The organism is Pseudarthrobacter defluvii (genome assembly GCF_030816725.1).
Lineage (GTDB): Bacteria > Actinomycetota > Actinomycetes > Actinomycetales > Micrococcaceae > Arthrobacter > Arthrobacter defluvii_A.
In genome coordinates this window covers 1,140,244-1,162,736 of the sequence record NZ_JAUSYG010000001.1, presented here as the reverse complement: position 1 = coordinate 1,162,736, position 22,493 = coordinate 1,140,244, and the positions used below count along the sequence as shown (strand labels likewise).

Below are 22,493 nucleotides of genomic sequence, written 5' to 3'. Positions count from 1 at the left end.
AGGTGTGCTACCAATGCGGGTCCTCCAGCCGTCGCAGCTTCACCCGTTTCCTCGCAGCCGGAGCCGGGCTGACTGTCCTGGCCGCCTGCTCGCCGGAGGCACCCAAGGCGGTGGCGCCGTCGTCGTCCACTGCTTCATCTGCAGCCTCCTCCCCTGCCGCCGTCACTGCTTCGGCCAGCCCGACGGCGGAAACGGCCGCGGCGGGCCAGCCACCGGAGGCGCCGTCCCCCACGCCGTCCCCGTCAGCCACGTTGGCGCGGCAGTTTTCGCTTGACGACCCGGCCAGCCCGTGGGTCGTTGTGAACAAGCACCGGGCGCTGAAACCGGCGGACTATGTGCCGGCCGCCTTGGTGCGTCCCGCCGTGGCCATTTCTGCTGCGGGTGAGGCGGTGCTTCTGAACAGCACGACGGCGGCGGCGGCCGAGGCGATGTTCGCGGCCGCCGCGCGGGATGGCGTGGCAATGGTCCTGGCCAGTGGCTACCGCTCGTACACCACGCAGGTGGCCACCTACAACGGGTACGTCGCGGCGCGGGGCCAGGCCGACGCCGACACCGCCAGCGCCCGCCCCGGCCACTCGGAACACCAGACGGGGTGGGCGTTCGACATCGGTGACGGCGGAGGCGCCTGCAGCTTCGAACCGTGCTTCGCCGACCAGCCCGCGGCGACCTGGGCAAAGGCGAACGGGCACCGGTTCGGGTTCGTGGTGCGGTATCCGTGGATGCTGCATCCCATCACGGGGTATTACTACGAGCCGTGGCACCTGCGGTACGTGGGGGTGGAGGCGGCGACGGACATGCTGAACCGCGGCATCGGCACTCTGGAGGAATACTTCGGCCTGGAGGCGGCGCCGGCGTACCTGTAGGCGCGCCCTAGCTGCTGGCACCCCTATGCTGTGCCTATGACTGACCGTGACCGCCAGCTCATTCTGGCAGAGCTAACGGACCGAGCACGACGCGACTTTCAACTCCGCATCGATGTCTTTGACAGGGAGCAGGCGGAGCGGACTGCGGCCATTGCTGATGAGCGCAAGAAGCAACTCAACCTGACGCCGGAGCATTACCGCAAACATCGCGATTTCATGAATTCACAGCGTGCGTACGAGCGGGAGCGACTGGAGAAGGGCCTGAAATACTTTGGCACCTTCTCATACGAGGTCCTCGCAGCCTTTGACGACGACCTGAACAACAGCGGTCCTTTCTCAGAAGCGCACGGTATCCGCTGCACCGACGGTGACCCGGACCACTACAGGTCCTACTACTATGGAACGGCCCGATTCATTAGCGAATTCAGGCACAGGTATTCTGGCGAACGCTACATCCGGGACTACTTCACCTTTCTGCCACCAAATACCGGCATCATTCGCGATGCCTGGACAGCTCTGGGGCTAGAGGAGCCCACTGGTTTAACTGAGGTTGCTGATAGGCAGTACTCCAGACACGCGATTAGCAACATGCTCCTTACCGCTCAAGCACTTCGATCCGTGCAGGACAACTACCACAGTCAGCTTGTGACCTCGACTGGCTACTCCTGGGGCGACGAGTTCGCATACAGGACGCACCATCTCCGGCACCTCACCCGTGCGTTCGCGAGGCACCTTCTGGAGAATGCCCCCAGCGATGAGAGCCTCGCACGCGAGCTGGGAGACGCCACTGACGACAGGTACGGCTTGACGCTGGAGGGGGTTACGGCGGAGGAATTCTTGACCACCCTTGAGCGGTACCGCAGCAAGAGGAGAGCTGAGCGTCACTTTTAACGAGGAATGCGTGGGAAAACCTCGTTCGGGAAGCCAGTGAAACTGGGCTAGCTTGGTTTCCATGCTTAGTGGATTCAAGAACTTCATTATGAAGGGCAATGTGGTTGACCTTGCCGTGGCCGTCGTCATGGGTACTGCGTTCGGCGCGGTGGTGACGGCGCTGGTGAACAAGGTGTTGATGCCCTTCGTTTCCGGCCTGGTGGGCGCGCCCAATTTCGACAGCTTCGCACGGGTGGAGCTGAACGGCAACGCCATCGAGTTCGGGGTACTGCTGACCGCCGTGGTGAACTTCCTGCTGATTGCCGCCGCCATCTACTTTGTGGTGGTCATGCCGATGAACATCATGATCGAGCGCCGCAACCGCCGGCTGGGGATCAACCAGGACGTGAAGAAGGATGCCGCCGAGGACCCGCAGGTTGCGCTGTTGACCGAGATCCGGGACGCGCTGAAGGAACGCTCGGTGTAAGTGTTATTTAACGCAAAGTGGCTCGCCTCCCTGCTGGGAGGCGGGCCACAACTCTTTGGTGCGCTAGTTTGAGGCGAGCTCCAGCGCGAGCTCGGTCCGGACCACCTGGGCCAGGTGCTCGGCGATGGACTGGGCCGTCTCTTCGTCGGCGGCTTCCACCATCACGCGAACCACGGGCTCTGTGCCGGAGGGTCGGAGCAAAACGCGGCCGGTTTCGCCGAGCGCTGCTTCCGCCGCGGCGACGGCTTGGGCCAGGACGTCGTTGCTGCTGACTCGGCTGCGGTCCACGCCCCTGACGTTGATGAGGACCTGCGGGAGCTTAGTCATCACGGTGGCCAGCTCCTTGAGCGGCTTTTGGGTCAGCGCTACCTGCGCGGCGAGCTGCAGGCCGGTGAGGAGGCCGTCACCGGTGGTGGCGTGGTCGGAGAAGATCACGTGGCCGGACTGTTCGCCACCCAGGTTGTAGCCGCCGTCGCGCATGCCTTCCAGGACGTAGCGGTCCCCCACTGCCGTTTCCACGATGGTGATGCCGGCCTCGCGGAGGGCGATCTTGAGGCCCAGATTGCTCATGACCGTGGCCACCAGGACATCGTCCTTCAGCTTGCCGGACTTCTTGAGCGCGACGGCGAGAATGGCCATGATCTGGTCGCCGTCCACCTCGTTGCCTTCGTGGTCCACGGCGAGGCACCGGTCGGCGTCGCCGTCGTGGGCGATGCCCAGGTTGAAGCCGTACTTGACCACGGCTTCCTTGAGCGGGCCGAGGTGGGTGGAGCCGACGCCGTCGTTGATGTTCAAGCCGTCAGGATCTGCGCCGATGACAATAACTTCGGCACCGGCGTCCTTGAAAAGCTGGGGCGAGCAGCCGCTGGCGGCACCGTTGGCGCAGTCCAGCACCACGGTGAGGCCGTCCAGGCGGTGCGGAAGGGTGCGGAGCAGGTGGACGATGTAGCGGTCCTCGGCGTCTGAGAAGCGCTGGATGCGGCCCACGTCGGCGCCGGTGGGGCGGACGGCTTCCTTGCTCATCTGGGCTTCGATGGCGTCCTCCACCTCGTCGGGGAGCTTCTGGCCGCCGCGGGCGAAGAACTTGATGCCGTTGTCCGGAGCGGGGTTGTGCGAGGCGGAGATCATGACGCCGAAGTCCGCGTCCAGATCCGCAACGAGGTAGGCGGCGGCGGGGGTGGGCAGGACGCCCGCGTCGTAGACGTCGATCCCTGAGCTGGAAAGGCCGGCTTCCACGGCTGCGGCAATGAATTCGCCGCTGGCGCGGGGATCCCGGGCCAGCACGGCGCGGGGCCTCGCACCGTTGGCAGCACGGTCATGGCCGAGTACGACGGCGGCCGCCTGGGCCAGCTGCAGGGCCAGTTCTGCTGTCAGCAGGCCGTTGGCCAGCCCCCGGACACCATCTGTTCCAAATAATCTAGACACCGGTCAAGTGTAGAGGATGGGGTCGCTGCGCCTCGAAACCGCTGGTCAGAGCGCGCATTTTGTGCCTTCTCAGACACCTGAGCGCGGCTGAAAATTCTTCCATACTCCACCGACTCGCTGCGATGTCAGGTGCCATCGGGAGCAGAGAGAACAGGGATACAGGCTGGCCTCTCGCCTCCTGTCATCGCCCGAGCGTTGAATGGCTTGGAGGGCCCGAAGAGCGGCATTTCGGCTCACATAGGTGACCTTGGTTCAATACGGCATAGCGCGAAATCCAATTACGGGAAGTCGCATGGCTCATATCCACACTTGATCAGCTGCTTATTACAGCCGATCCAGATCCACTCGAAGTGGTCGGTCTCAAGCGAAGATACGGGTGATTTCTAGCCGCGTCAATGCGATCCGGAACAGGCGTCGTTTCCAAGTGGCGTTAAATGACAGAAGCCCGCTCCGCCAAACGGCGGGACGGGCTTCTGTGTAAGCGGATTTAGCGCTTGGAGTACTGCTGAGCCTTACGGGCCTTCTTGAGGCCAGCCTTCTTACGCTCGATGACGCGGGCGTCACGTGAGAGGTAGCCGGCCTTCTTGAGGGTAGCGCGGTTGTTCTCGACGTCGATCTCGTTCAACGACCGGGCGATGCCGAGGCGCAGGGCGCCGGCCTGGCCGGAGATGCCGCCGCCGTGGATACGGGCGATAACGTCGTAGGCGCCTTCAAGATCAAGGATCTTGAAGGGCTCGTTGACGTCCTGCTGGTGCAGCTTGTTCGGGAAGTAGTTGTCCAGCGCACGGCCGTTGATGGTCCACTTGCCGGAGCCGGGCACAACGCGAACGCGTGCAACGGCTTCCTTGCGGCGGCCAACTGCTGCGCCGGCAACGGTCAGGGCCGGGCGCTCCTTCTTCGGCGCAGCGGCGTCAGCAGCTGAGCTTTCAGAGGTGTAGCTGGTCAGGTTTTCCTCGGCCTCGACGACCTCGGTGGTCTCTTCGTTCTGAGCCACGATTCTCCTTGTATAGATAAGTTGTTTGGTGGCCAGGACTACTGGGCGACCTGGGTGATTTCGAAAGTCTTGGGCTGCTGGGCGGCGTGGGGGTGCTCAGCACCGCGGTACACCTTCAGCTTGCCGAGCTGCTGGGCAGCCAGGGAGTTCTTGGGGAGCATGCCCTTGATGGCCTTCTCAACGGCGCGGACCGGGTTGGATTCCAGCAGTTCCGCGTAGTTGACAGAGGTCAGGCCGCCCGGGTAACCGGAGTGGCGGTATGCCCGCTTCTGCTCCAGCTTGGCGCCCGTCAGGGCTACCTTCTCGGCGTTGATGATGATGACAAAGTCGCCCATGTCCATGTGGGATGCGAATGTGGCCTTGTGCTTGCCGCGCAGCAGGATTGCGGTCTGGCTTGCAAGACGACCAAGGACAACGTCGGTGGCGTCAATGACGTGCCACTGGCGGTTGATATCGCCGGGCTTCGGGGTGTACGTACGCACGGTGTTTGCCTCGTTCTTGTTCTGGCGTTCTTGTTTAGGTGTCGCTAGCTCGCGCACCTACTGTCTGCGCGCTACCGGAACAGAGGTGAGGGCTCCATGTAACCAGTCATCCTGAAGTTCCGAATGTGCACGTTGAGTAGTTATCCTGCAACCGGATCCTCAAGCGGGCACGCACCATCGGAATAGGACACGCACAACGACTACCAAGATTAGCGCGTCAGGTGGTTCGGGGTCAAAATGAGGTAGCCGGAGGCCACTGGGGTCACGCTGGCTCGTTCAACGCAGGGGGATGCAGTGGTGTCAGTGGCGAACTCATACTCCATCACTATGCTCTTAGTCCTTGGTGCAGCCCTTTTGGGAGCCATCCTCTCCCCCATCGCCGAGACCATGATCGCCAGGCTGCTTCCCAGGCTTGGTGACCTACCCCGTTTCCAGACACGAATTACGACGGCGGCACTCACCGGCCTCGTCTGCGCCGCCTTCGCGGCGCATTTTGGTTTCTCCTTAAGTCTTCCAGGCTTCTTTTTACTCGCAGTATTGGGTGCACAGCTCGGGCGGATCGATGTGGCGCTCCATTTGCTCCCCAATCCCCTCGTATTGATACTTCTGGCCGGCGGCCTTTTCCTACTTTTGTTGCCAGGAGTATTTGGTAAGCAATCTGATAATTTGCTTCGGGCAGCCCTGGGAGCGGTCATTTTGTTTGCCGCCTACCTGACTTTGGGACTTATTTCTCCTGGCGCCATCGGAATGGGCGACGTGAAGCTCGCAGCCCCTGTCGGCCTTTACCTCGGGTACCTAGGGTGGAGCCACCTCCTCTACGGTGGCCTCCTTGGGTTCGTCCTGAACGGCGTCGTTTCGATAATGGTGATCAGCAGAAAAGGCCGGAATAGAGCCGCGGAAGTAGCTCACGGACCCTCGATGCTCGGCGCCCTCACGGTAGTCACGCTCTTCGTCACCCAGTCCCCACCGCCGTAGTTCCTTCTGCCACCGCCACCGGTCCAACCAGCAGCCCAAGTAGTCCTTCGCGTGCCTGCAAACACTGACTGAGTACTGGCTTGCCCATTCGAGTACGTACTTTTAGGGTCTGCCAAAAAAGTCGAGTACCACTACGCATTGTTGCCCCACACCCCCCAGTGACAATCTCTTCTTAGCGAAGTCCAGCCGCTAAAGATTTATGAGGGCAGCTGGAAGTTCGCTGAAATCAGATAGATCCAATTTCACCGAATTAAGGAAAATACAATGACTTCTCTGATGGTCTCAATGATGGCTTTTGTCGCTAACGTCAAGGATCGGTTCGAATCTGAAAAGGGCGCAACTGCGACGGAGTACTCACTGTTGGTCGGTCTGATCGCGCTGGTACTCGTCGGCGGCGTAGGTATCTTCGGCGGCGCCTTGAACACTTGGTTTGACAACCTCGGCGGCATCGTGGCCGGCTGGACGACTCCTGCCGCTCCTGCCGGGCCGTAGCAGATCCCAGTAACCGAATCTCCCATGGGGGCCGCACCCACTCGTGGGCTGCGGCCCCCGCTACTTGTACACCGACTTGAGGAGCTTCGTTGAATCGCATTCGAAGGGTGCATAGGCGGGAGAGTGGCGCCGTTGCCGTTGAACTGGCCCTGGTCGCGCCCCTCCTTCTGGCGCTGATCGCGGGGATCGTCGAGTTCTCATACGCCTACAACACTCAAATCTCCCTTAGTCAGGCCGCCCGCGAAGCTGCGAGGACCTACGCCGTTACCAAATCATGGTCCCAGGCGACGGCACAGGGAATCCTGGGCGCTCCCGGAAGCGGCCTCTCGGCCGGCGACTTCGTCCTCACCCCCACAACGTGCTCCGGAACGGACCAAACCGTCCAGGTAACTGTCAAACACACCTTCAATTCCCCAACGGGTTTCGCGCTGGACGTGCAAGGCACCAGCATCTCGTTTGCAAACACATTTGTCACAACTGGAGTAGGAGCCATGCGATGCAGTGGCTGATGAAGAGGGCTCAACTACACGGGCAAGAGGGTGTAGCTGGAGTAATGGTCGTCATCTCGATGTTGGTCCTTATCGGTATGGGTGCTGTCGCAGTTGACGTCGGACAGATCTATTCGGAGCGCGGTCAATTGCAGAACGCAGCGGATGCCGGCGCTCTCGCGGTAGCGCAGAGCTGCGCACAGGGCGCCTGTGACGCCGGATTGGCTGCCCCTTTGGCAAATCAGAACTCGTTGGACGGTAAGAGCACCGTTGACCTAGTCGACACAACCTCGGTCGCAGGGCAGGTCAGAGTAGTCACCAAAACGAAAAACTCCTCCACTAACGGGAATACCTTGTCGAAGCTCTTCGCGAGTGCTCTCACCGATGGCCCCGGTGTTGCAGTCGGCGCTACTGCGATAGCTGGTTGGGGAGGACCCCTTATAGGCCCAGCAACGCTACCGATGGCCTTCGCCCCGTGCCAAATAGACTCCACCAGCGGAGTACTTCAGTACTTGTATCTCAAGGACCCCCCGCCTGCGTACGCCACATGCCCAGGGGATGGATCGACTGCGCATGTGAGTGCGCTGCCAGGCGGATTTCACTTTGCTGTATTGGATGACGCAGCCACCTGTTCAACCAGCGTAAAGACCGCTTCAGATGGATCGGGCTATATGTATCTCGAAAGCAATACCAGTATCAGTGTCCCCAACGCGTGCAAGATTGCCCTGGCGAACAACCTGAACAAGGTGATCCTATTCCCTGTCTATAGCGGTGTGACGGGCAACGGTGCCGGTGGAAAGTACATCATCGAGGGTTGGGCAGCGTTCAAGCTGGAAGGCTACCGCTTCAACGGTGGAGTTTCCGGGGGAGTGGCTGTCCCCGGAGGAGCAAATTCACGAGGAATAGCAGGAAGGTTTGTGGAATGGGTCGCAGATCCATCCACATACAGCGGCGCCGGCTACACCGAGGGCGGAGCATCGCTGCCGCCACATCTGGTCAAGTAAAGGAATCAAAGGGGAAAGAACATGAAAGCACGCCTACTGGGAGGCATCGCCGCGCTCGTTGTGGCAGTTCTGGGGACAGTACTCCTATTCAACTACGTTCAGGGCGCGGATCGCCGCGCGCTGGCAAACACGGAAACGCAAGACGTCCTCGTTGTTAAACAGAACGTTCCGGCCGGAACTCCGGCCAACCAGCTCGCGCAATACGTCACAACAAAGGCCGTGCCGCGCACCGCCGTCGCAGCCGATGGAGTGCGCGACCTCGGTGCATTGGGCGAAACTGTCACTTCAGTGGCGCTCGTTCCAGGCGAGCAGCTCCTCAGCAGCCGTTTGGTGGATGCCAGTGCCTACTTAGGACCGGCGCGGGTTGCTGTCCCTACCGGCCTGCAAGAAATTAGCGTTCGTCTTGACATCGATCGGGTAGTCGGCGGCACTATCAGGGCTGGCGATAGCGTGGGCGTTTTCATCTCCACAAACGATCAAGCCACCGGGGGAAACACGCAGTTCACCTTCCACAAGGTGCTGGTAACGGCGGTTCAGTTCAGCTCAGGGGCCCCCGCACAGACTGAAGCTGAAGCGACAACACAAACAAGTTCGTCAGGGGCGCTCAATTCCACGAACCAAAAGAAACAGGTGTCAAACGGTTCGTATCTGGTCACCTTCGCTAGGAACGCCGTCGACACGGAGAAACTGGTGTACGCCGCGGAATTCGGGAAGGTCTACCTCTCCAAGGAGCCGGCAGATGCCATTGAAGGCACAACCGGCGTGGTCAATCAGTCAAAGGTATTCCAATGAGCCGTTTCATTTTGATTTCCCCTTCAGCAGACTACGAACGGAAGGTCCGGGCCTCAATCGCTCCCCTTCGCGGGTCCCTGCAGTTCTACCAGGCGGCCTATTTTCCCGAAGCTCCTGAGGACATCCTGCGGCAGCAAAGTGGAGAACCACCCGAAGTTCTGATTCTCGGGCCTGGGCTCCCTCTGGATGAGGCGCTGAAGTTTGCCGCGGTCCTGGATCTTCGGTATCCCGAAATCAGTCTTGTGCTCACAGCAGAAGACGACGGCGAGACAGCGCTTAGCGCCATGCGCTCCGGAATCCGTGACATCATCTCGCCGTCGGCTGACTCAGACACGGTGCGCGCCTTGGTGGAACGGGCCAGTCTGTCTGCTGCAGGCCGCCGTCGTGGATTGGCTCCGACAGCAGGGGAAGGAGCAAATGCCGACGGCGGGAGAGTCATCGCAGTTATGTCCCCGAAAGGTGGTGTCGGCAAGACCACCATCGCCAGCAACCTCGCCATAGGGTTGGGCCAGATTGCTCCGATGAGCGTAGTCATCGTCGACCTCGACCTTCAGTTCGGTGACGTCGCGAGCGGCCTGATGCTCGAGCCGGAATTTACGATCACTGATGGCGTGGTAGGTGCGGCCAGCCAGGATTCCATGGTCCTGAAGACGTACCTCTCGCTCCACCCCGGCAGCATCTATGCACTCTGCGCACCACGCAACCCCATCGAGATGGACCGGATCAGCGGCGAACACATCACGCATCTCCTAAGCCAGCTGCGCTCTGAATTTCAGTACGTTGTGGTCGATACTGCTCCGGGGCTGGGTGAGCACGTCTTGGCCACACTGGAGCAAGCAACCGATGCTGTGTGGGTCTGTGGAATGGACATTCCCAGCATTCGAGGCCTGCGCACTGGTTTTCAAATCCTCTCGGAACTCGATCTGCTACCAGACAACCGGCACGTCGTGCTGAACATGGCGGACCGCAAGACCGGGCTGACCGTCCAGGACGTCGAGGCAACGATCGGCGCCCCCGTCGACGTCGTGCTCCCACGCTCGCGGACAGTTCCCTTTTCGACCAATAAGGGTGTCCCCTTATTGCAGGACGGCAGCAGGGACTCCGCGGCAAAAGGTCTGCGGCAGCTCGTCGAGCGCTTCAAACCTACTTGGGAAGCTCCCCGTAAGAAGTTGCATCGAAGGGCGGTAGTGTCATGAGTCTCTCTAACCGATTTGCCAAGTTGCGGGGTGACGACGATCAGTCGCTGGCTGACGACGCATATGCCGGAGACTTGCCAGTCATGGCCGCCGCAGCCCCCTCTACCCTCAGCTCTATCCAGCGAGCCCAAGCCGCCGAACAGGCATCCATACCTGTGAACGTGCAGGTTAGCGCAGGTGCTGCAAGTGAGGCTTTGTCCACCCTTAAGGAGCGCGCCAGCGCTGTGCTGTACGAACGGCTGGGGTCCAGGATCACTGACTCCTCGATGGAGGAGTCAGAGCTGCACCGGTTTGTGAAAGACGAACTGAAAGCTGTGGTGGACGAGGAGCAAGTGCCCCTGTCCACAGGAGAGCGTCAACGGCTTACCCGTGAAATTATCGACGACGTACTAGGGCACGGCCCCATGCAGCGCTACCTCGACGACCCGACGGTCACTGAAATCATGGTCAACCGGGCAGATCAGATCTACGTAGAGCGGCATGGCCAACTCTTCCTGACCGACACCAAATTTGCCAGCGAAGATGCGCTTCGCCGGGTCATCGAACGCATCGTTACCCGAATTGGCCGGCGAATTGATGAGTCTTCCCCCCTGGTGGACGCCCGCTTGGCTGATGGTTCGCGCGTGAATGCCATCATCCCGCCGCTCGCCGTCAACGGTGCCTCGCTGACAATTCGAAAGTTCGGCCGCGAGGCGCTCACCGTCCAGAAGCTCATCAGTTTCGGAAGTCTGTCCCCTGAGATGGCTGAATTGCTCCAAGCGTGCGTGCTCGCAAAAATGAACATCATCGTCTCGGGTGGTACGGGCACCGGCAAGACCACCATGCTGAATGTATTGTCTTCCTTCATTCCCGCCACGGACCGCATCGTCACCATTGAAGATGCGGTCGAGCTCCAGTTGCAGCAGGCCCACGTGGTCCGGCTGGAGAGCCGGCCCGCCAACATTGAAGGCAAGGGCGAGGTTTCGATCCGCGACTTGGTCCGTAACTCACTCCGTATGCGGCCGGACCGGATTGTTGTTGGTGAAGTCCGCGGAGGTGAATCGCTGGACATGTTGCAAGCTATGAACACCGGCCACGACGGTTCCATCTCCACGGTCCACGCGAATTCGCCCCGCGACGCCGTAGCCCGCCTGGAAACCCTGGTTCTCATGGCTGGAATGGATCTTCCCCTCCGCGCCATCCGGGAACAGATCGCTTCCGCAGTGAACCTAATTGTGCACATCTCAAGGCTTCGCGATGGTTCGCGCCGTGTCACCCACATCACCGAGGTCCAAGGAATGGAAGGCGACATCGTTACCCTGCAGGACGCCTTCGTCTTCGACTACTCAGCGGGAATTGATGCAAACGGCCGCTTCCTCGGAAAGCCGATCCCCACTGGTGTCCGGCCGCGCTTCACTGACCGGTTCGAGGAACTCGGGATCCGGATCTCACCGGCCGTCTTTGGCGCACAGGCTGCGGGGAGGCGGTGATGGACATCGCTGAAATGCCATTTGGGGTCTTCGCAGCTGGGATCCTTCTGATATTCGTTGGGATCATTATCCTGTTCGCCGTCGTTTTCAAACCGACGAACGTCATTCCGTTGTCCCGGCGACGGCCCGACGAAGCTATTTCGGCGGCCAAGGGATTGACGATACTAACGGATTCGGTCGTCGCGGCCATCAACAAGCGACTCAAGGGTGGCAGCGGTTTCATGGTAAACCGCGACAAGCTGGAACGGGCCGGCCTCAAAACGCAACCGGCTGACTACCTCCTGATGATGGGTGCGGGAGCCTCGGTGGGGGCAGTCTTGGGCTTCATGCTTGGCGGGCTCTTCTTTGCAGTCATTCTCTTGGCTGCCGTTCCTGCCGGCATGGTCGGCTACCTGTCGCTGCTGGCATCGCGGCGTCGAGCGAAGTTTGATGAGCAACTGCCGGACACTATTCAAATGCTCAGCGGCAGTATGCGCGCCGGGCACAGTCTCCTGCGGGCCATCGACGCCTCCGCAAAAGAAACGGACGCCCCGATGTCGGAGGAACTGATCAGGATTGTCAATGAGACAAGAATAGGGAGGGACCTAGGTGCGTCCATGCTGGATGTAGCCGACCGAACGACGAGCGAAGACTTCAGCTGGATTGCCCAGGCAATCGAGATCCACCGGGAGGTCGGCGGGGATCTTGCTGAGGTACTCGACCATGTGGGCGAAACGATCCGCGACCGGAACCAGATACGCCGGCAGGTCAAGGCTCTCAGTGCGGAAGGCAAGATGTCGGCTGCCGTCCTGATGGGATTGCCGGTGGTGCTTTTCTTCGCGTTGATCTTAATCAACCCGCAATATTCCAGGACATTTACATCCACGGTCCCCGGCTATCTGATGCTGGGGGCGGCCGGCGTGATGCTGACTGCTGGCGGCCTGTGGCTCAGTAAACTCATCAAGCCGAAGTATTAGGAGGGCGACGTGTCACCCATTGCACTTGGCGCCATGCTCGCCATTGTTCTTCCCGTCTCATATCTTGTTTGGGCTGTATTTGCCGTCGACCGCGTGGCCATACGGAACATTCAGGCAAATCTGGGTCAGCGGGCCCGGGACGCGGCACGTCCTGGTTTCGCCACCCAATTCAGCGGCCTCACCCGCCGCATCACACCCGGCAGCTATGCCGCTTGGCTGGACAAACAACTTGCAGGGCTCGGCCGTCCCAAGACATGGCCACTGGAACGGCTTCTGGCTGTGAAGCCACTGCTGGGTTTGGGCGGCGGCGTTCTGGGGCTCATCTACCTACTGGCTGAACCTGGTCCAGGCCGCTTGGCCATCCTGATGGCAGCAACTGCCTTTGGTTACTTTGCCCCCGACCTGTTGGTCCGCACTAATGCCGAGAAGCGCAGGGACGCGATCAGGCTGGAGCTACCGAACACCCTGGACCAGATGTTGATCTCGGTACAGGCCGGTCTCGGCTTTGAGGCCGCAATGGCCCGTGCGGCGTCGAACGGAGGTGGACCCTTGGCAGAGGAGTTCATCCGCACCCTGCAGGACATCCAGGTGGGACGATCACGCAAAGAGGCCTACCTGGCGCTGTCCGACCGCGTTGATGTACCTGACCTCCGCTCTTTTATTCGCGCCGTAGTCCAAGCGGACGCGTACGGCATTGCCATCGCCAAGGTCTTGAAGGTCCAGGCCCACGACATGCGCCTCAAGCGCCGGCAGCGCGCCGAAGAACATGCAATGAAGATTCCCGTTAAGATCCTGTTCCCCCTGATCTTCTTCATTTTTCCCACGCTGTTCATCATCCTGCTGGGGCCCGCAGTCATGAATATCGCCGCTGCGATTTCGTAGGAGGAGTCATGACGAATTTGGCGCGGATTTCTTTCTTTACTAGTGACTTTGTTTTGAGCCTTCGACATCAGGAGAGAGGGGCCACAGCCACTGAGTATGGGATTACGGTCGGCTTCATCGCAATCGTAATCTTGGCAGGCGTAGGCATATTCGGGCTTTCGCTCAACGGATTTTTCGGCTTCCTCAGCACAGGAATCAAGGCGGCTCTCGACATCCCGTAAGCGACACACCTGCCCACCGCGCCTTCTGGCGCCCCAAATACCGGACCCCCTCGGCACCCAGAACCGAGGGGGTCCTTTTGTATGCCCCAAATCCGTGAAGCGTCAACTTTTGCCCAATAAAGGCGAAGCAAAAGCGCTGTGAAGGGCTACTCCGCACAGGCTTTACGCAGGATGTTGCAAGATCCGGTCAATGTCCAATCAAGCGTTGCTAACTTCGACTTAGTGCTGGTGCAGGGCCAGCCAATCCGTCTCGCACAGGAGTCTCAGATGCTTTCTCTCTACACCAACATCATGATCCGTCTTCGCAGTGAAAAAGGCGCAACCGCCGTTGAATACGGCATCATGGTCGCCCTCATCGCCGTCGTCATCATCGTCGCGGTCAGCACACTTGGCGGCCAGCTCGGCACAATGTTCAGCGGCGTCTCCACCGACATCGCGCACCCGTCCAAGACGGCCATCCCCACCCCGTAGCAACACCCGAACGCCGTTCCGGACCCCATATCGAAACGGGGGCACTTTGCCGGCAGAAACAAGCAATTCAAGAGGAGGTGCAGCAGGTGAAACGTGATTCGGAACGCGGCGCAGCCGCGGTCGAATTCGCGATCCTGCTGCCCCTCCTCTTGATGCTCGTGCTGGGTACCATCGAATTCGGCCGGGCCTACAACGCCCAGATCACCCTCACCAACGCTGCCCGCGACGGTGTGCGGGTCATGGCGATTAACAACGATCCAACCGGAGCCAAAACAGCTGCTGCAAACGCGGCGGCTTCGGTCAGTTCCACCATTTCCGCCTCCGCAGTGAATGTGAACCCGTCGACTTGTACCACGGGAACCCAAGTGACAGTCACTATCAACTACACGCTCTCCACGATCACCGGCATCGCCGGCCCGTTCCCTATGACAGGCAAGGGAGTCATGCTGTGCGGAGGGTGAGCTGGAACAAGGGGACCTCACCCACGCTGCACGGCGAGCGCGGCGCGATCAGCGTCATCGTTGCCATTCTGATGGTGACTCTCCTAGGGTTCGTGGCCATCGCCATCGACGTCGGTCGGATCTACTCGGAGCGCGCCCAACTTCAAAACGGCGCCGATGCTTCTGCAATTGCAGTCGCGCAAAAATGCGCAAGGAACACTGCCGATACGACGGTGTGTTCAACGACTTCGACGCTGGCGGGAAGCCTCGCGAACCAGAACGCCTTAGACGGCATGAGCAACGTGAACAACATCCAGTTGAACACGACGGCCAGGACTATATCGGTCACCACAACGGCCAAGGAGAACGGAGCACCTGATAACTCGGTCTCCCTCTTCTTCGCCGGAGTCCTTGGCATCCCTTCGAAAGAGGTCGGCGCAAAGGCTTCGGCCGTCTGGGGCAGCCCGAATAAAGGGCCCACGGCGTTTCCACTCGCTTTTTCCATTTGCCAGGTGCAGAACATGGTGGACAAAGGCCTGCAGGTCCTTCAAAACAAGGACAGTAAATCCGCGAACCCCGGTTGCACCCTTCCCTCCGGGGGGACTGTGCCGGGAGGCTTCGGCTGGCTGGCCCAGGACGCCGGGAAGTGCAGCGCCAGCATCGATTTGAGCATCGACAAAGGCGGCAGCGATCCAACGAGTACCAAAACGGGCAACAGCGCCCCCAGCAACTGCGAGGCCACACTCAATGGCTGGGCTGCCGACATCAGGGGCGGGCGCAAAGCTGTCGTTCTCCTCCCGGTTTTTGACAAAGTTACTGGCACTGGTGCTGGTGCCGTCTACCACCTCACGGCCTTCGCCGCCTTCAATATCGTCGGCTGGAAGTTCAGCGGGCAGGACAACGTCACCCCCTACTCGTTCAGCAACACCGCCCCTAAAGGGTCGGGCTCGGCTGCTACTGCTACATGCACAGGCGATTGCAGGGGCGTCATCGGAGAATTCGTGACGTACGTCTCGCTTGCCGATGGTTACACCCTCGGCCCCGTCAGTCCTTACGGCGCCACTATCGTTCGTCTTTCCCTCTGATCCACCCAACAACACCACGGAGTCCAACGTGAAGTCTCGCATGCTTGCCGGAACGGCCGCAGTAGCCCTGGCGCTTGTGGGAGCCCTCCTCATCATCGTGTATGCCAACGGCGCGGACGCACGGGCGATGGCGAGCACCAACCCCAAGAAAGTCCTGGTCGTCCAAAAGGCCATCCCCTCCGGAACTCCGGTGAACGACATGACAGCCTCGCTCGTCATTGAGGACGTGCCCGCGGCCGGCGTAGCCACCAGCGCGCTCACGTCTCTGGATGGCAAGGGCGGAACGGTCGCTGCCGTGGACCTTGTCCCGGGCGAACAGCTCCTCGCGGAACGCCTTGTGGCACCAAAGGATGCCAAGGCCAGCGGCGCCCCAAAGGTGCCCGCGGGGCTGCAGGAAGTGACATTCGAACTGGAACCCAAGATGGTTGTCGGTGGACGTCTCGAAGCCGGCGACCACGTTGCCATGGCGTTCAGCTTCCCGGGCGGCGCGGATAAGAGCAAGCCCAGCGAGCCCACAACCCAACTCGCCCTCCGCAAGGTCCTGGTCACGGCGGTCCAGCGGGCACCGCAGCCAGCCGACGCGAACAAGACCACGGATGGCACGAACCCGCAGGACACCACCCTTCCCCAGGGCTCCTTCATGGTGACTGTGGCGGTGAGTGACGTTGACGCCAACAAAATCATCTTCACCACCATCAATGGCAGCCTCTGGCTTACCAAGGAACCCCTCGACGCCCAGGATAACGGCGGCTTCATCGCCAGGAAGGACACGGTGTACAAATGAGCCGCTTCGTCCTCCTCTCCCCCAACGCCGACTTCGACCAGAAACTGCGCGCCGCCGTCGCCAACGGCCTGCGCGGCACCGTCCAGACCATCGCGAGCGACATCCTCCCCGCAGGCCCGGCGGAACTGTTCGGCCTCCTCAACCAGGAGCAGCCGGAGGTCCTGATCATCGGACCCGACGTCCCGTATGAAGAGGCCTTGAGGTTCGCCAAGGTCTTCGACGTCCAGCTCCCCGGCCTCAGCCTGGTCCTGGTCAGCGACATCGAATCGGCCGCACTCCTCAACGCCATGCGCGCCGGCATCCGCGACATCCTCAGTCCGCAGGCCGACGCCGCCGAAATCAGGGTGCTGCTGGAACGCGCCTGCCAGTCCTTCGCCACCCGCCACCGGGGCCCGGAGACGCAGCAGGCAGAGAACGGCAACGGCCTGGTCATCGGCGTCTTCTCCCCCAAGGGCGGCGTGGGCAAGACCACCCTCGCCACCAACATCGCCATTGGCCTGGGCCAGATTGCGCCCATGAGCGTGGTCATAGTGGACCTTGACCTGCAGTTCGGTGACGTCGCCTCCGGCCTCTACCTCAACCCGCAGCACACTGTCACCGACGCCGTCACCCCCGCCGCCGCCCAGGACCCCCTGGTCCTCAAGGCCTTCCTCACCGTGCACCCTGCCGGCATCTACGCCCTGTGCGCACCGCCCAACCCGGTCGACGCGGACCACATCACCCCGGAACAGGTCAGCCACCTGCTGGAACAGCTGGCCCAGGAATTTCAGTACGTGGTCATCGACACCGCCCCCGGCATGCCGGAAATCGGGCTCGCCGCCATGGAACAGTGCACCGACGTGGTCTGGGTCAGCGCCATGGACATCCCCAGCCTCCGCGGCCTCCGCTCCGGCCTGGAGGTCCTCCGCCAGCTGGACATCATGCCCGAATCCCGCCACGTGGTCCTCAACATGGCCGACGCCAAGGCCGGCCTGAACGTCCGGGACGTCGAATCCACCATCGGTGCCCCGGTTGACGTGAGCGTCCCGCGCTCCCGCGCCGTGGCCCTGTCCACCAACCGCGGCATCCCCGTCCTCCAGGAATCCAAAAAGGACCCCGCCGTCAAGAGCCTCCGCCAGCTGGTGGAGCGCTTCAACCCGGCCTGGCGCACACAGACCCAGCGGAAGCTCCACCGAAGGGTCGTCATCTGATGAAACTCTCCGACCGCATCAACGCGGCCCAAAGCCGCCAAGCATCCGGCACCGCGCTGCTGGAGCCGCCCCGTCCGGCACCAGCGCCTTCGCCGTCCCCCACGGAAAGCACGGAGGGGCACCTGCCCTCCCACGCCGCCGTCGTGCCTTCAACGTACGACGCCGGCACGCAGCAGGTGCCCACGGCACCCAAGGTGGACGTCTTCGCAGCCATGAAGGACAGGGCGGCCACCGCACTGTTCGAGCGGATGGGAACACGCTTCAACGACGCCGCCGTCACCGAGAAGGAACTGCGGAGCACCGCCAAGGAAGAACTCACCCGCATCGTCGACGCCGAGCAGGTGCCGCTGACGCCCGAGGAACGCAGCCGCCTGGTACAGGACGTGGCCGACGACGTCCTCGGTTACGGCCCCCTCCAGCGCCTGCTGGACGATCCCGCCGTCACCGAAATCATGGTCAACCGGATGGACCAGATCTACGTCGAGCGCAAAGGCAAGCTCACGCTCACCGAGTCCCGCTTCAGCTCCGAGGAGCACCTGCGCAAGGTCATCGAACGCATCGTGTCCAAGGTGGGCCGCCGCATCGACGAGTCCTCGCCGCTGGTGGACGCCCGCCTCGAAGACGGCTCCCGTGTCAACGCCGTCATTCCGCCGCTGGCCGTGGGCGGATCCTCGCTGACCATCCGTAAGTTCAGCAAGACCCCGCTGACGGTCCGCAACCTGATCGACTTCGGCACGCTGACACCCGAGATGGCCGAGCTGCTCAACGCCTGCGTCAAAGCCAAGCTGAACATCATCGTCTCCGGCGGCACGGGCACGGGCAAGACCACGCTCCTCAACGTCCTGTCCTCCTTCCTGCCGCACGACGAACGGATCGTCACCATCGAGGATGCGGTGGAACTGCAGATCCAGCAGGACCACGTGGTCCGGCTGGAAAGCCGCCCGCCCAACACCGAGGGCAAGGGCGAGGTCACCATCCGCGAGCTCCTCCGCAACTCGCTCCGTATGCGTCCGGACCGCATCGTGGTGGGCGAGGTCCGCGGCGGCGAGTCGCTGGACATGCTGCAGGCCATGAACACGGGCCACGACGGCTCCCTCTCCACCGTGCACTCCAACTCCCCCCGCGACGCCGTGGCCCGCCTCGAGACCCTGGTGCTGATGGCCGGCATGGATCTTCCGCTGCGCGCCATCCGTGAGCAGATTGCCTCCGCCGTGAACCTCATCGTCCAGATCTCCAGGCTCCGCGACGGCTCCCGCCGCATCACGCACGTCACCGAGGTGCAGGGCATGGAAGGCGACATCGTCACCCTCCAGGATGCCTTCGTCTTCGACTACTCCGCAGGCGTGGACGCGCAGGGCCGGTTTATGGGAAAGCCTGTTGCCACTGGCATCCGGCCCCGGTTCATTGACCGGTTCGAGGACCTGGGCATCCATGTGTCCCCGGCCGTTTTCGCCGGGCCGCTGTCGCCCGGCGCGAAGTAGGGACGCACTCATGATCATCGCTATCGGAAGTGCAATCCTTCTCGCGGCCATCTGCCTGCTCGGGGTGGCCGTGCTCCTGCCGAGCGCACCCTCGGTGCCGCTGGACCGCCGTCGTCCGTTTGAGCCCGAGCCGCCGTCCTCCCTGTCCCGCCTGGCACTCTCCGGCGTCAGGTCCTTTGAACGGCTGCTTGGCGGCCGGAACGTCAAGCTCTTCTCCCGCCCGGAGCTGGAGAACGCGGGCCTGCGGCTCAGCCAGGCTGAATTCTTGCTGCTGGTCGGGATCGGCGCGTGCGTCGGGATGCTGGTGGGCACGGTGACCGTGGGTCCCTTGGTGGGGCTGCTGCTCGCCCTGCTGGCACCCCTCGTGGGCAAACTGGTCCTCGGATTCCTGGCCGGCAAGCGCCGCACTGCCTTCGACAGCCAACTGGGCGACACGCTGCAGCTGCTCTCCGGCGGACTGCGGGCCGGACACAGCATCCTGCGTGCCATTGAGGCAGCTGCAACCGAGTCCCAGAAGCCCACGTCCGAGGAGATGCGGCGCGTGATCACCGAAACCAGCCTGGGTCGCGACCTGCTCGCCGCCCTCAACGACACCGCGGACCGGATGAAGAACGAGGACTTCGTGTGGATCTCGCAGGCCATCCAGATCAACCGCGAGGTGGGCGGCAATCTAGCCGAAGTGCTGGACCAGGTCAACGAGACCATCCGCGAGCGCGCGGAGATCAAGGGCCACATCAAGGCCCTGGCCGCGGAAGGCAAGTTCTCCGCCTACATCCTCATCGCCATGCCGTTCGGCATCGTGGCCATGCTGCTGGCGGTGAGCCCCAGCTACATGAATTCGATGTTCACCCATCCCCTGGGCTGGGTGATGATCGGCGCCTCCTTTGTCCTGATGACCATCGGCGCCCTCTGGATGCGCAAGATCATCGACCTGAAGTTCTGAGGACCCCGTGAACCTGATCGTCCTCCTCTCCGTCCTGCTGGTCTGCATTCCGGTGGCGGCGCTGGCCTGGTCCGTCCTCACCGTCGACAAACAGGGGCGCGTAGCGGTCGCCGACCTGCTGTCCCGCGGCGCCCCGCCCGTGACTGCTGCATCCGCGTCCAAACCTGGCCTGCTGGAAGGCATTGGCCGGCGCCTCACTCCCCCTGCCTACGTGGCGTTCCTGGACCGGCTGCTTTCCCTCGCGGGCCGTCCTGCTTCCATGCCGCTTGGCAAGGTCCTGGGGTCAAAACTGGGCATCGGACTGGCGGGTGCTGCGGTCGGCCTGTATCTGACCTCCATCGGCAGCTCGCCGATAATGAAACTCGCCGGGCTCTTCGTCCTCTTCCTGGGCTACTTCATCCCGGACCTGCTCCTGTACAGCAAGGGCCAGGAGCGGCAGAAGGCGATGCAGCTGGAGCTGGCCAACACGCTGGACCAGATGCTCATTTCCGTGGAAGCAGGCCTCGGCTTCGAAGGTGCCATGGCCCGGGCCGGCGAGAACGGCAAGGGCCCGCTCGCGGAGGAACTGGTGCGCACCCTGCAGGACATGCAGGTGGGACGCAGCCGCAGGGAGTCCTATATCGCCCTGGCTGAAAGGACCAGCATTCCGGAACTGCGCAGCTTTGTGCAGGCCGTGGTGCAGGCCGATACGTACGGCATCGCGATCAGCCGGGTGCTGCGCGTCCAGGCCAAGGTCATGCGGGTCAAGCGGCGCCAGCGGGCCGAGGAGAAGGCCATGAAGCTGCCTGTCATGATCCTGTTCCCACTGCTGTTCTTCATCTTCCCGGTCCTCTTCATAGCCATTCTGGGACCGGCCGTGATCAACACCATCGCGACGTTCAGCGGGCAGTAATGGATACTCAGGCCGACGGCAAGGTTGTCTCAAGGTTTCCACAGAATGATGAGAAATAGGCCAACGAAGGATTTCCAGGAAGTAGCCTTGAACAATGCACAGTACCGATCCCGGTTCCAGCGGAAAGAGCCCCGCTGCGGACTCCACGCTGCCGGGGGTCGCTCTGCCTGCTCCTGCCGTTCCTGCTCCCAGCATGGGACACTCACTGGAGGCGGCGGGTTTGTTGCCGCTGATTGATGCCGCAGTCCTGGACGAGCTCGAAGAGGAACTGGCCGGCCCCGGGCTGGCCCAGCGCTTCGCCCGTGACTACGCCGCCATGTGGGACCTGCGCCTGGCCCGGCTGGAAACAGCAGTCCACAGCCAGGACGAGGACCTGGCCCTGGACGCGGTCATCAGCCTCAAGATCAGCTCCGCAATGGTTGGCGGAGTACGCCTGGCGAGGCTCGCCGAACTCCTGGAAGGCCTGATCCGGCAGGGTGACTTCCTCCAGGGCCAGGCCATGATGGCCGGTGTGGCCCAGGACGGGGCACGCACCGTGTCCGAGCTTCAGGAAACCTACATCCTGGAAAAGGGCTAGCCCTAAGGCCCAGGGGTGGGCGCCTACGCGTCGTCAGGGCGCCGCGGCGCCAGCCGGTATCCGACTCCGCGGACGGTCTGCAGCCAGCGGGGCGAAAGCTGGTCTTCCCTGAGCTTGCGCCGCAGGTTTCCCACGTGCACCTCCACCGCGCGCTCATCTGCCTCGCTGATGTACGTGTCCCGGTCATAGAACTCGCCCCGGACCGCCCGCACCAGGTCCGCCCTGGTGCACACCGCGCCGCCGCCCTTCAGCAGCACGTGGAGCAGGTCAAATTCACTCCGGGTCAGCCCCAGCGGCTCACCTCTGACCTCCACCGTGCGCGTCCGGTGGTTCAGGAGAAGTCCGTTGTGCTTCATGACTCCGGGTTCCGCGCGGCCGGCGGGAGCGGGGGCCTGTCCCCAGGTTGTGGGGGTATCCTGCCCGTCCGCCTCATGCCGGGGCCTGCGCATCATTGCCGCCACCCGCGCCCGGAGTTCCCGGGGCCTGAACGGTTTGGCGATGTAGTCGTCCGCCCCTGCATTGAGTGCAGACAACAGGTCCGGTTCCTCGGTGCGGCCGGTCAACATCACCACGTAGGCGTTACTGAAATTCCGGATCCGCCGTAAGACCTCAAACCCGTCAATATCCGGCAGGCCAATATCGAGCGTCACAACGTTGGCCTGCTTGCTGCGGACCACATCGACGCCGGTCCGCCCATCGACCGCTGTATGCACTTCGAAGCCCGCCTGGGACAACACGCCTTCCAGGAGGTTGCGCACATCGGCGTCATCCTCGATTACTACAGCTACACCAAGATCGTCCATTGCTATCCCTGCGCCAGGCGGAGATGGCCCCCCATTGGCCCAGCGCCAATGCCAATCCCGCTCCAACCATTTATACGCTACTAGTAAGCGCGGCTGATGACATCCGTATCGCCCCCAAAAATTGAAAAGTCAATTATTATGACAAGACATGTGCAATATCTGGGGAAAGAGTGGTTGCCCAAGGTAACTGGGGGAATTGAAAGACCTTGCCGGCGCCTGCTTTCCAAACGT

Annotated in this window: 26 protein-coding genes and 1 pseudogene; 23 read left to right on the top strand and 4 right to left on the bottom strand. The window is 62.0% G+C overall.

Annotated elements, in window-relative coordinates; genetic code table 11:
• The first annotated feature begins 2 nt into the window (after window positions 1–2).
• From QF031_RS05490 to mscL, 3 genes are all read left to right on the top strand, one after another.
• Complete coding sequence (locus QF031_RS05490) at window positions 3–863, top strand: M15 family metallopeptidase (protein ID WP_307425122.1); 861 nt, start codon at window positions 3–5, stop codon at window positions 861–863.
• A gap of 36 nt (window positions 864–899) precedes the next feature.
• Entirely contained in the window at window positions 900–1,754 is an 855-nt protein-coding gene (locus QF031_RS05485; protein WP_307425118.1) for a hypothetical protein, read from the top strand.
• A gap of 61 nt (window positions 1,755–1,815) precedes the next feature.
• Window positions 1,816–2,220 (top strand): large conductance mechanosensitive channel protein MscL, encoded by a 405-nt coding sequence (gene mscL / locus QF031_RS05480; protein ID WP_307425115.1) that lies wholly within the window; start codon window positions 1,816–1,818, stop codon window positions 2,218–2,220.
• 63 nt (window positions 2,221–2,283) lie between these two features.
• Here the strand turns inward: mscL and glmM are convergent, their stop codons facing one another.
• From glmM to rplM, 3 genes are all read right to left on the bottom strand, one after another.
• Entirely contained in the window at window positions 2,284–3,645 is a 1,362-nt protein-coding gene (gene glmM, locus QF031_RS05475; protein ID WP_307425112.1) for a phosphoglucosamine mutase, read from the bottom strand.
• A gap of 487 nt (window positions 3,646–4,132) precedes the next feature.
• The gene (gene rpsI / locus QF031_RS05470) at window positions 4,133–4,639 is read right to left on the bottom strand and encodes a 30S ribosomal protein S9 (RefSeq protein ID WP_142117185.1); all 507 of its coding nucleotides are present in this window, start codon (window positions 4,637–4,639) and stop codon (window positions 4,133–4,135) included.
• 38 nt (window positions 4,640–4,677) lie between these two features.
• Complete coding sequence (gene rplM / locus QF031_RS05465; protein ID WP_015937805.1) at window positions 4,678–5,121, bottom strand: 50S ribosomal protein L13; 444 nt, start codon at window positions 5,119–5,121, stop codon at window positions 4,678–4,680.
• A 303-nt stretch (window positions 5,122–5,424) separates the two neighbouring features.
• Between rplM and QF031_RS05460 the strand changes: the two genes are divergently transcribed.
• The 20 genes and pseudogenes from QF031_RS05460 (at window position 5,425) to QF031_RS05370 (ending at window position 21,459) form a co-directional block, all read left to right on the top strand.
• Window positions 5,425–6,096: a prepilin peptidase gene (locus QF031_RS05460; RefSeq protein ID WP_370874490.1), complete on the top strand. Its 672-nt coding sequence runs from the start codon at window positions 5,425–5,427 to the stop codon at window positions 6,094–6,096.
• Window positions 6,097–6,360: 264 nt separating this feature from the next.
• Window positions 6,361–6,588, top strand: a complete 228-nt coding sequence (locus QF031_RS05455) for a Flp family type IVb pilin (protein ID WP_307425108.1) — start codon at window positions 6,361–6,363, stop codon at window positions 6,586–6,588.
• A 107-nt stretch (window positions 6,589–6,695) separates the two neighbouring features.
• Window positions 6,696–7,097, top strand: a complete 402-nt coding sequence (locus tag QF031_RS05450; protein ID WP_307433149.1) for a TadE/TadG family type IV pilus assembly protein — start codon at window positions 6,696–6,698, stop codon at window positions 7,095–7,097.
• Window positions 7,085–7,255, top strand: a pseudogene (locus QF031_RS21435) (pilus assembly protein TadG-related protein); the annotation flags it as partial. The gene QF031_RS05450 and the pseudogene QF031_RS21435, both read left to right, overlap by 13 nt.
• A 432-nt stretch (window positions 7,256–7,687) precedes the next feature.
• Entirely contained in the window at window positions 7,688–8,080 is a 393-nt protein-coding gene (locus tag QF031_RS05445; RefSeq protein ID WP_307425105.1) for a hypothetical protein, read from the top strand.
• 21 nt (window positions 8,081–8,101) lie between these two features.
• Window positions 8,102–8,872 (top strand): Flp pilus assembly protein CpaB, encoded by a 771-nt coding sequence (gene cpaB / locus QF031_RS05440; RefSeq protein ID WP_307425102.1) that lies wholly within the window; start codon window positions 8,102–8,104, stop codon window positions 8,870–8,872.
• On the top strand, window positions 8,869–10,068 hold the full coding sequence (locus QF031_RS05435; RefSeq protein WP_307425099.1) for an AAA family ATPase: 1,200 nt from the start codon (window positions 8,869–8,871) through the stop codon (window positions 10,066–10,068). The genes cpaB (QF031_RS05440) and QF031_RS05435 overlap by 4 nt, the downstream gene beginning before the upstream one ends.
• Window positions 10,065–11,537: a CpaF family protein gene (locus QF031_RS05430; protein ID WP_307425096.1), complete on the top strand. Its 1,473-nt coding sequence runs from the start codon at window positions 10,065–10,067 to the stop codon at window positions 11,535–11,537. Before QF031_RS05435 ends, QF031_RS05430 begins: the two co-directional genes overlap by 4 nt.
• On the top strand, window positions 11,537–12,493 hold the full coding sequence (locus QF031_RS05425) for a type II secretion system F family protein (protein ID WP_307425093.1): 957 nt from the start codon (window positions 11,537–11,539) through the stop codon (window positions 12,491–12,493). The genes QF031_RS05430 and QF031_RS05425 overlap by 1 nt, the downstream gene beginning before the upstream one ends.
• A 9-nt stretch (window positions 12,494–12,502) precedes the next feature.
• Window positions 12,503–13,375 carry a type II secretion system F family protein gene (locus QF031_RS05420; protein WP_307425090.1) on the top strand — a complete coding sequence of 291 codons (873 nt, stop codon included), beginning with the start codon at window positions 12,503–12,505 and terminating at the stop codon, window positions 13,373–13,375.
• A gap of 8 nt (window positions 13,376–13,383) precedes the next feature.
• Window positions 13,384–13,596, top strand: coding sequence for a Flp family type IVb pilin (locus QF031_RS05415; protein ID WP_307425087.1), 213 nt, complete (start codon window positions 13,384–13,386; stop codon window positions 13,594–13,596).
• Window positions 13,597–13,863: 267 nt separating this feature from the next.
• Window positions 13,864–14,067: a Flp family type IVb pilin gene (locus QF031_RS05410; protein ID WP_307425084.1), complete on the top strand. Its 204-nt coding sequence runs from the start codon at window positions 13,864–13,866 to the stop codon at window positions 14,065–14,067.
• 86 nt (window positions 14,068–14,153) lie between these two features.
• On the top strand, window positions 14,154–14,528 hold the full coding sequence (locus QF031_RS05405) for a TadE/TadG family type IV pilus assembly protein (protein ID WP_307425082.1): 375 nt from the start codon (window positions 14,154–14,156) through the stop codon (window positions 14,526–14,528).
• A complete protein-coding gene (locus QF031_RS05400; RefSeq protein WP_307425079.1) occupies window positions 14,525–15,592 on the top strand; it encodes a pilus assembly protein TadG-related protein in 1,068 nt (355 codons plus the stop codon). The genes QF031_RS05405 and QF031_RS05400 overlap by 4 nt, the downstream gene beginning before the upstream one ends.
• A gap of 28 nt (window positions 15,593–15,620) precedes the next feature.
• On the top strand, window positions 15,621–16,376 hold the full coding sequence (gene cpaB / locus QF031_RS05395; RefSeq protein ID WP_307425076.1) for a Flp pilus assembly protein CpaB: 756 nt from the start codon (window positions 15,621–15,623) through the stop codon (window positions 16,374–16,376).
• Window positions 16,373–17,566 (top strand): AAA family ATPase, encoded by a 1,194-nt coding sequence (locus tag QF031_RS05390; protein WP_307425073.1) that lies wholly within the window; start codon window positions 16,373–16,375, stop codon window positions 17,564–17,566. The genes cpaB (QF031_RS05395) and QF031_RS05390 overlap by 4 nt, the downstream gene beginning before the upstream one ends.
• Complete coding sequence (locus QF031_RS05385) at window positions 17,566–19,047, top strand: CpaF family protein (protein WP_307425071.1); 1,482 nt, start codon at window positions 17,566–17,568, stop codon at window positions 19,045–19,047. The genes QF031_RS05390 and QF031_RS05385 overlap by 1 nt, the downstream gene beginning before the upstream one ends.
• A 10-nt stretch (window positions 19,048–19,057) precedes the next feature.
• Entirely contained in the window at window positions 19,058–19,990 is a 933-nt protein-coding gene (locus QF031_RS05380; protein WP_307425069.1) for a type II secretion system F family protein, read from the top strand.
• Between the two features lie 7 nt (window positions 19,991–19,997).
• Window positions 19,998–20,882 (top strand): type II secretion system F family protein, encoded by an 885-nt coding sequence (locus tag QF031_RS05375; protein ID WP_307425067.1) that lies wholly within the window; start codon window positions 19,998–20,000, stop codon window positions 20,880–20,882.
• Between the two features lie 94 nt (window positions 20,883–20,976).
• Window positions 20,977–21,459 (top strand): Hpt domain-containing protein, encoded by a 483-nt coding sequence (locus tag QF031_RS05370; RefSeq protein ID WP_307425064.1) that lies wholly within the window; start codon window positions 20,977–20,979, stop codon window positions 21,457–21,459.
• Between the two features lie 23 nt (window positions 21,460–21,482).
• On the opposite strand, the gene QF031_RS05365 is transcribed toward QF031_RS05370, so the two are convergent.
• Window positions 21,483–22,262 (bottom strand): response regulator transcription factor, encoded by a 780-nt coding sequence (locus tag QF031_RS05365; protein ID WP_307425062.1) that lies wholly within the window; start codon window positions 22,260–22,262, stop codon window positions 21,483–21,485.
• Between the last annotated feature and the right edge of the window lie 231 nt (window positions 22,263–22,493).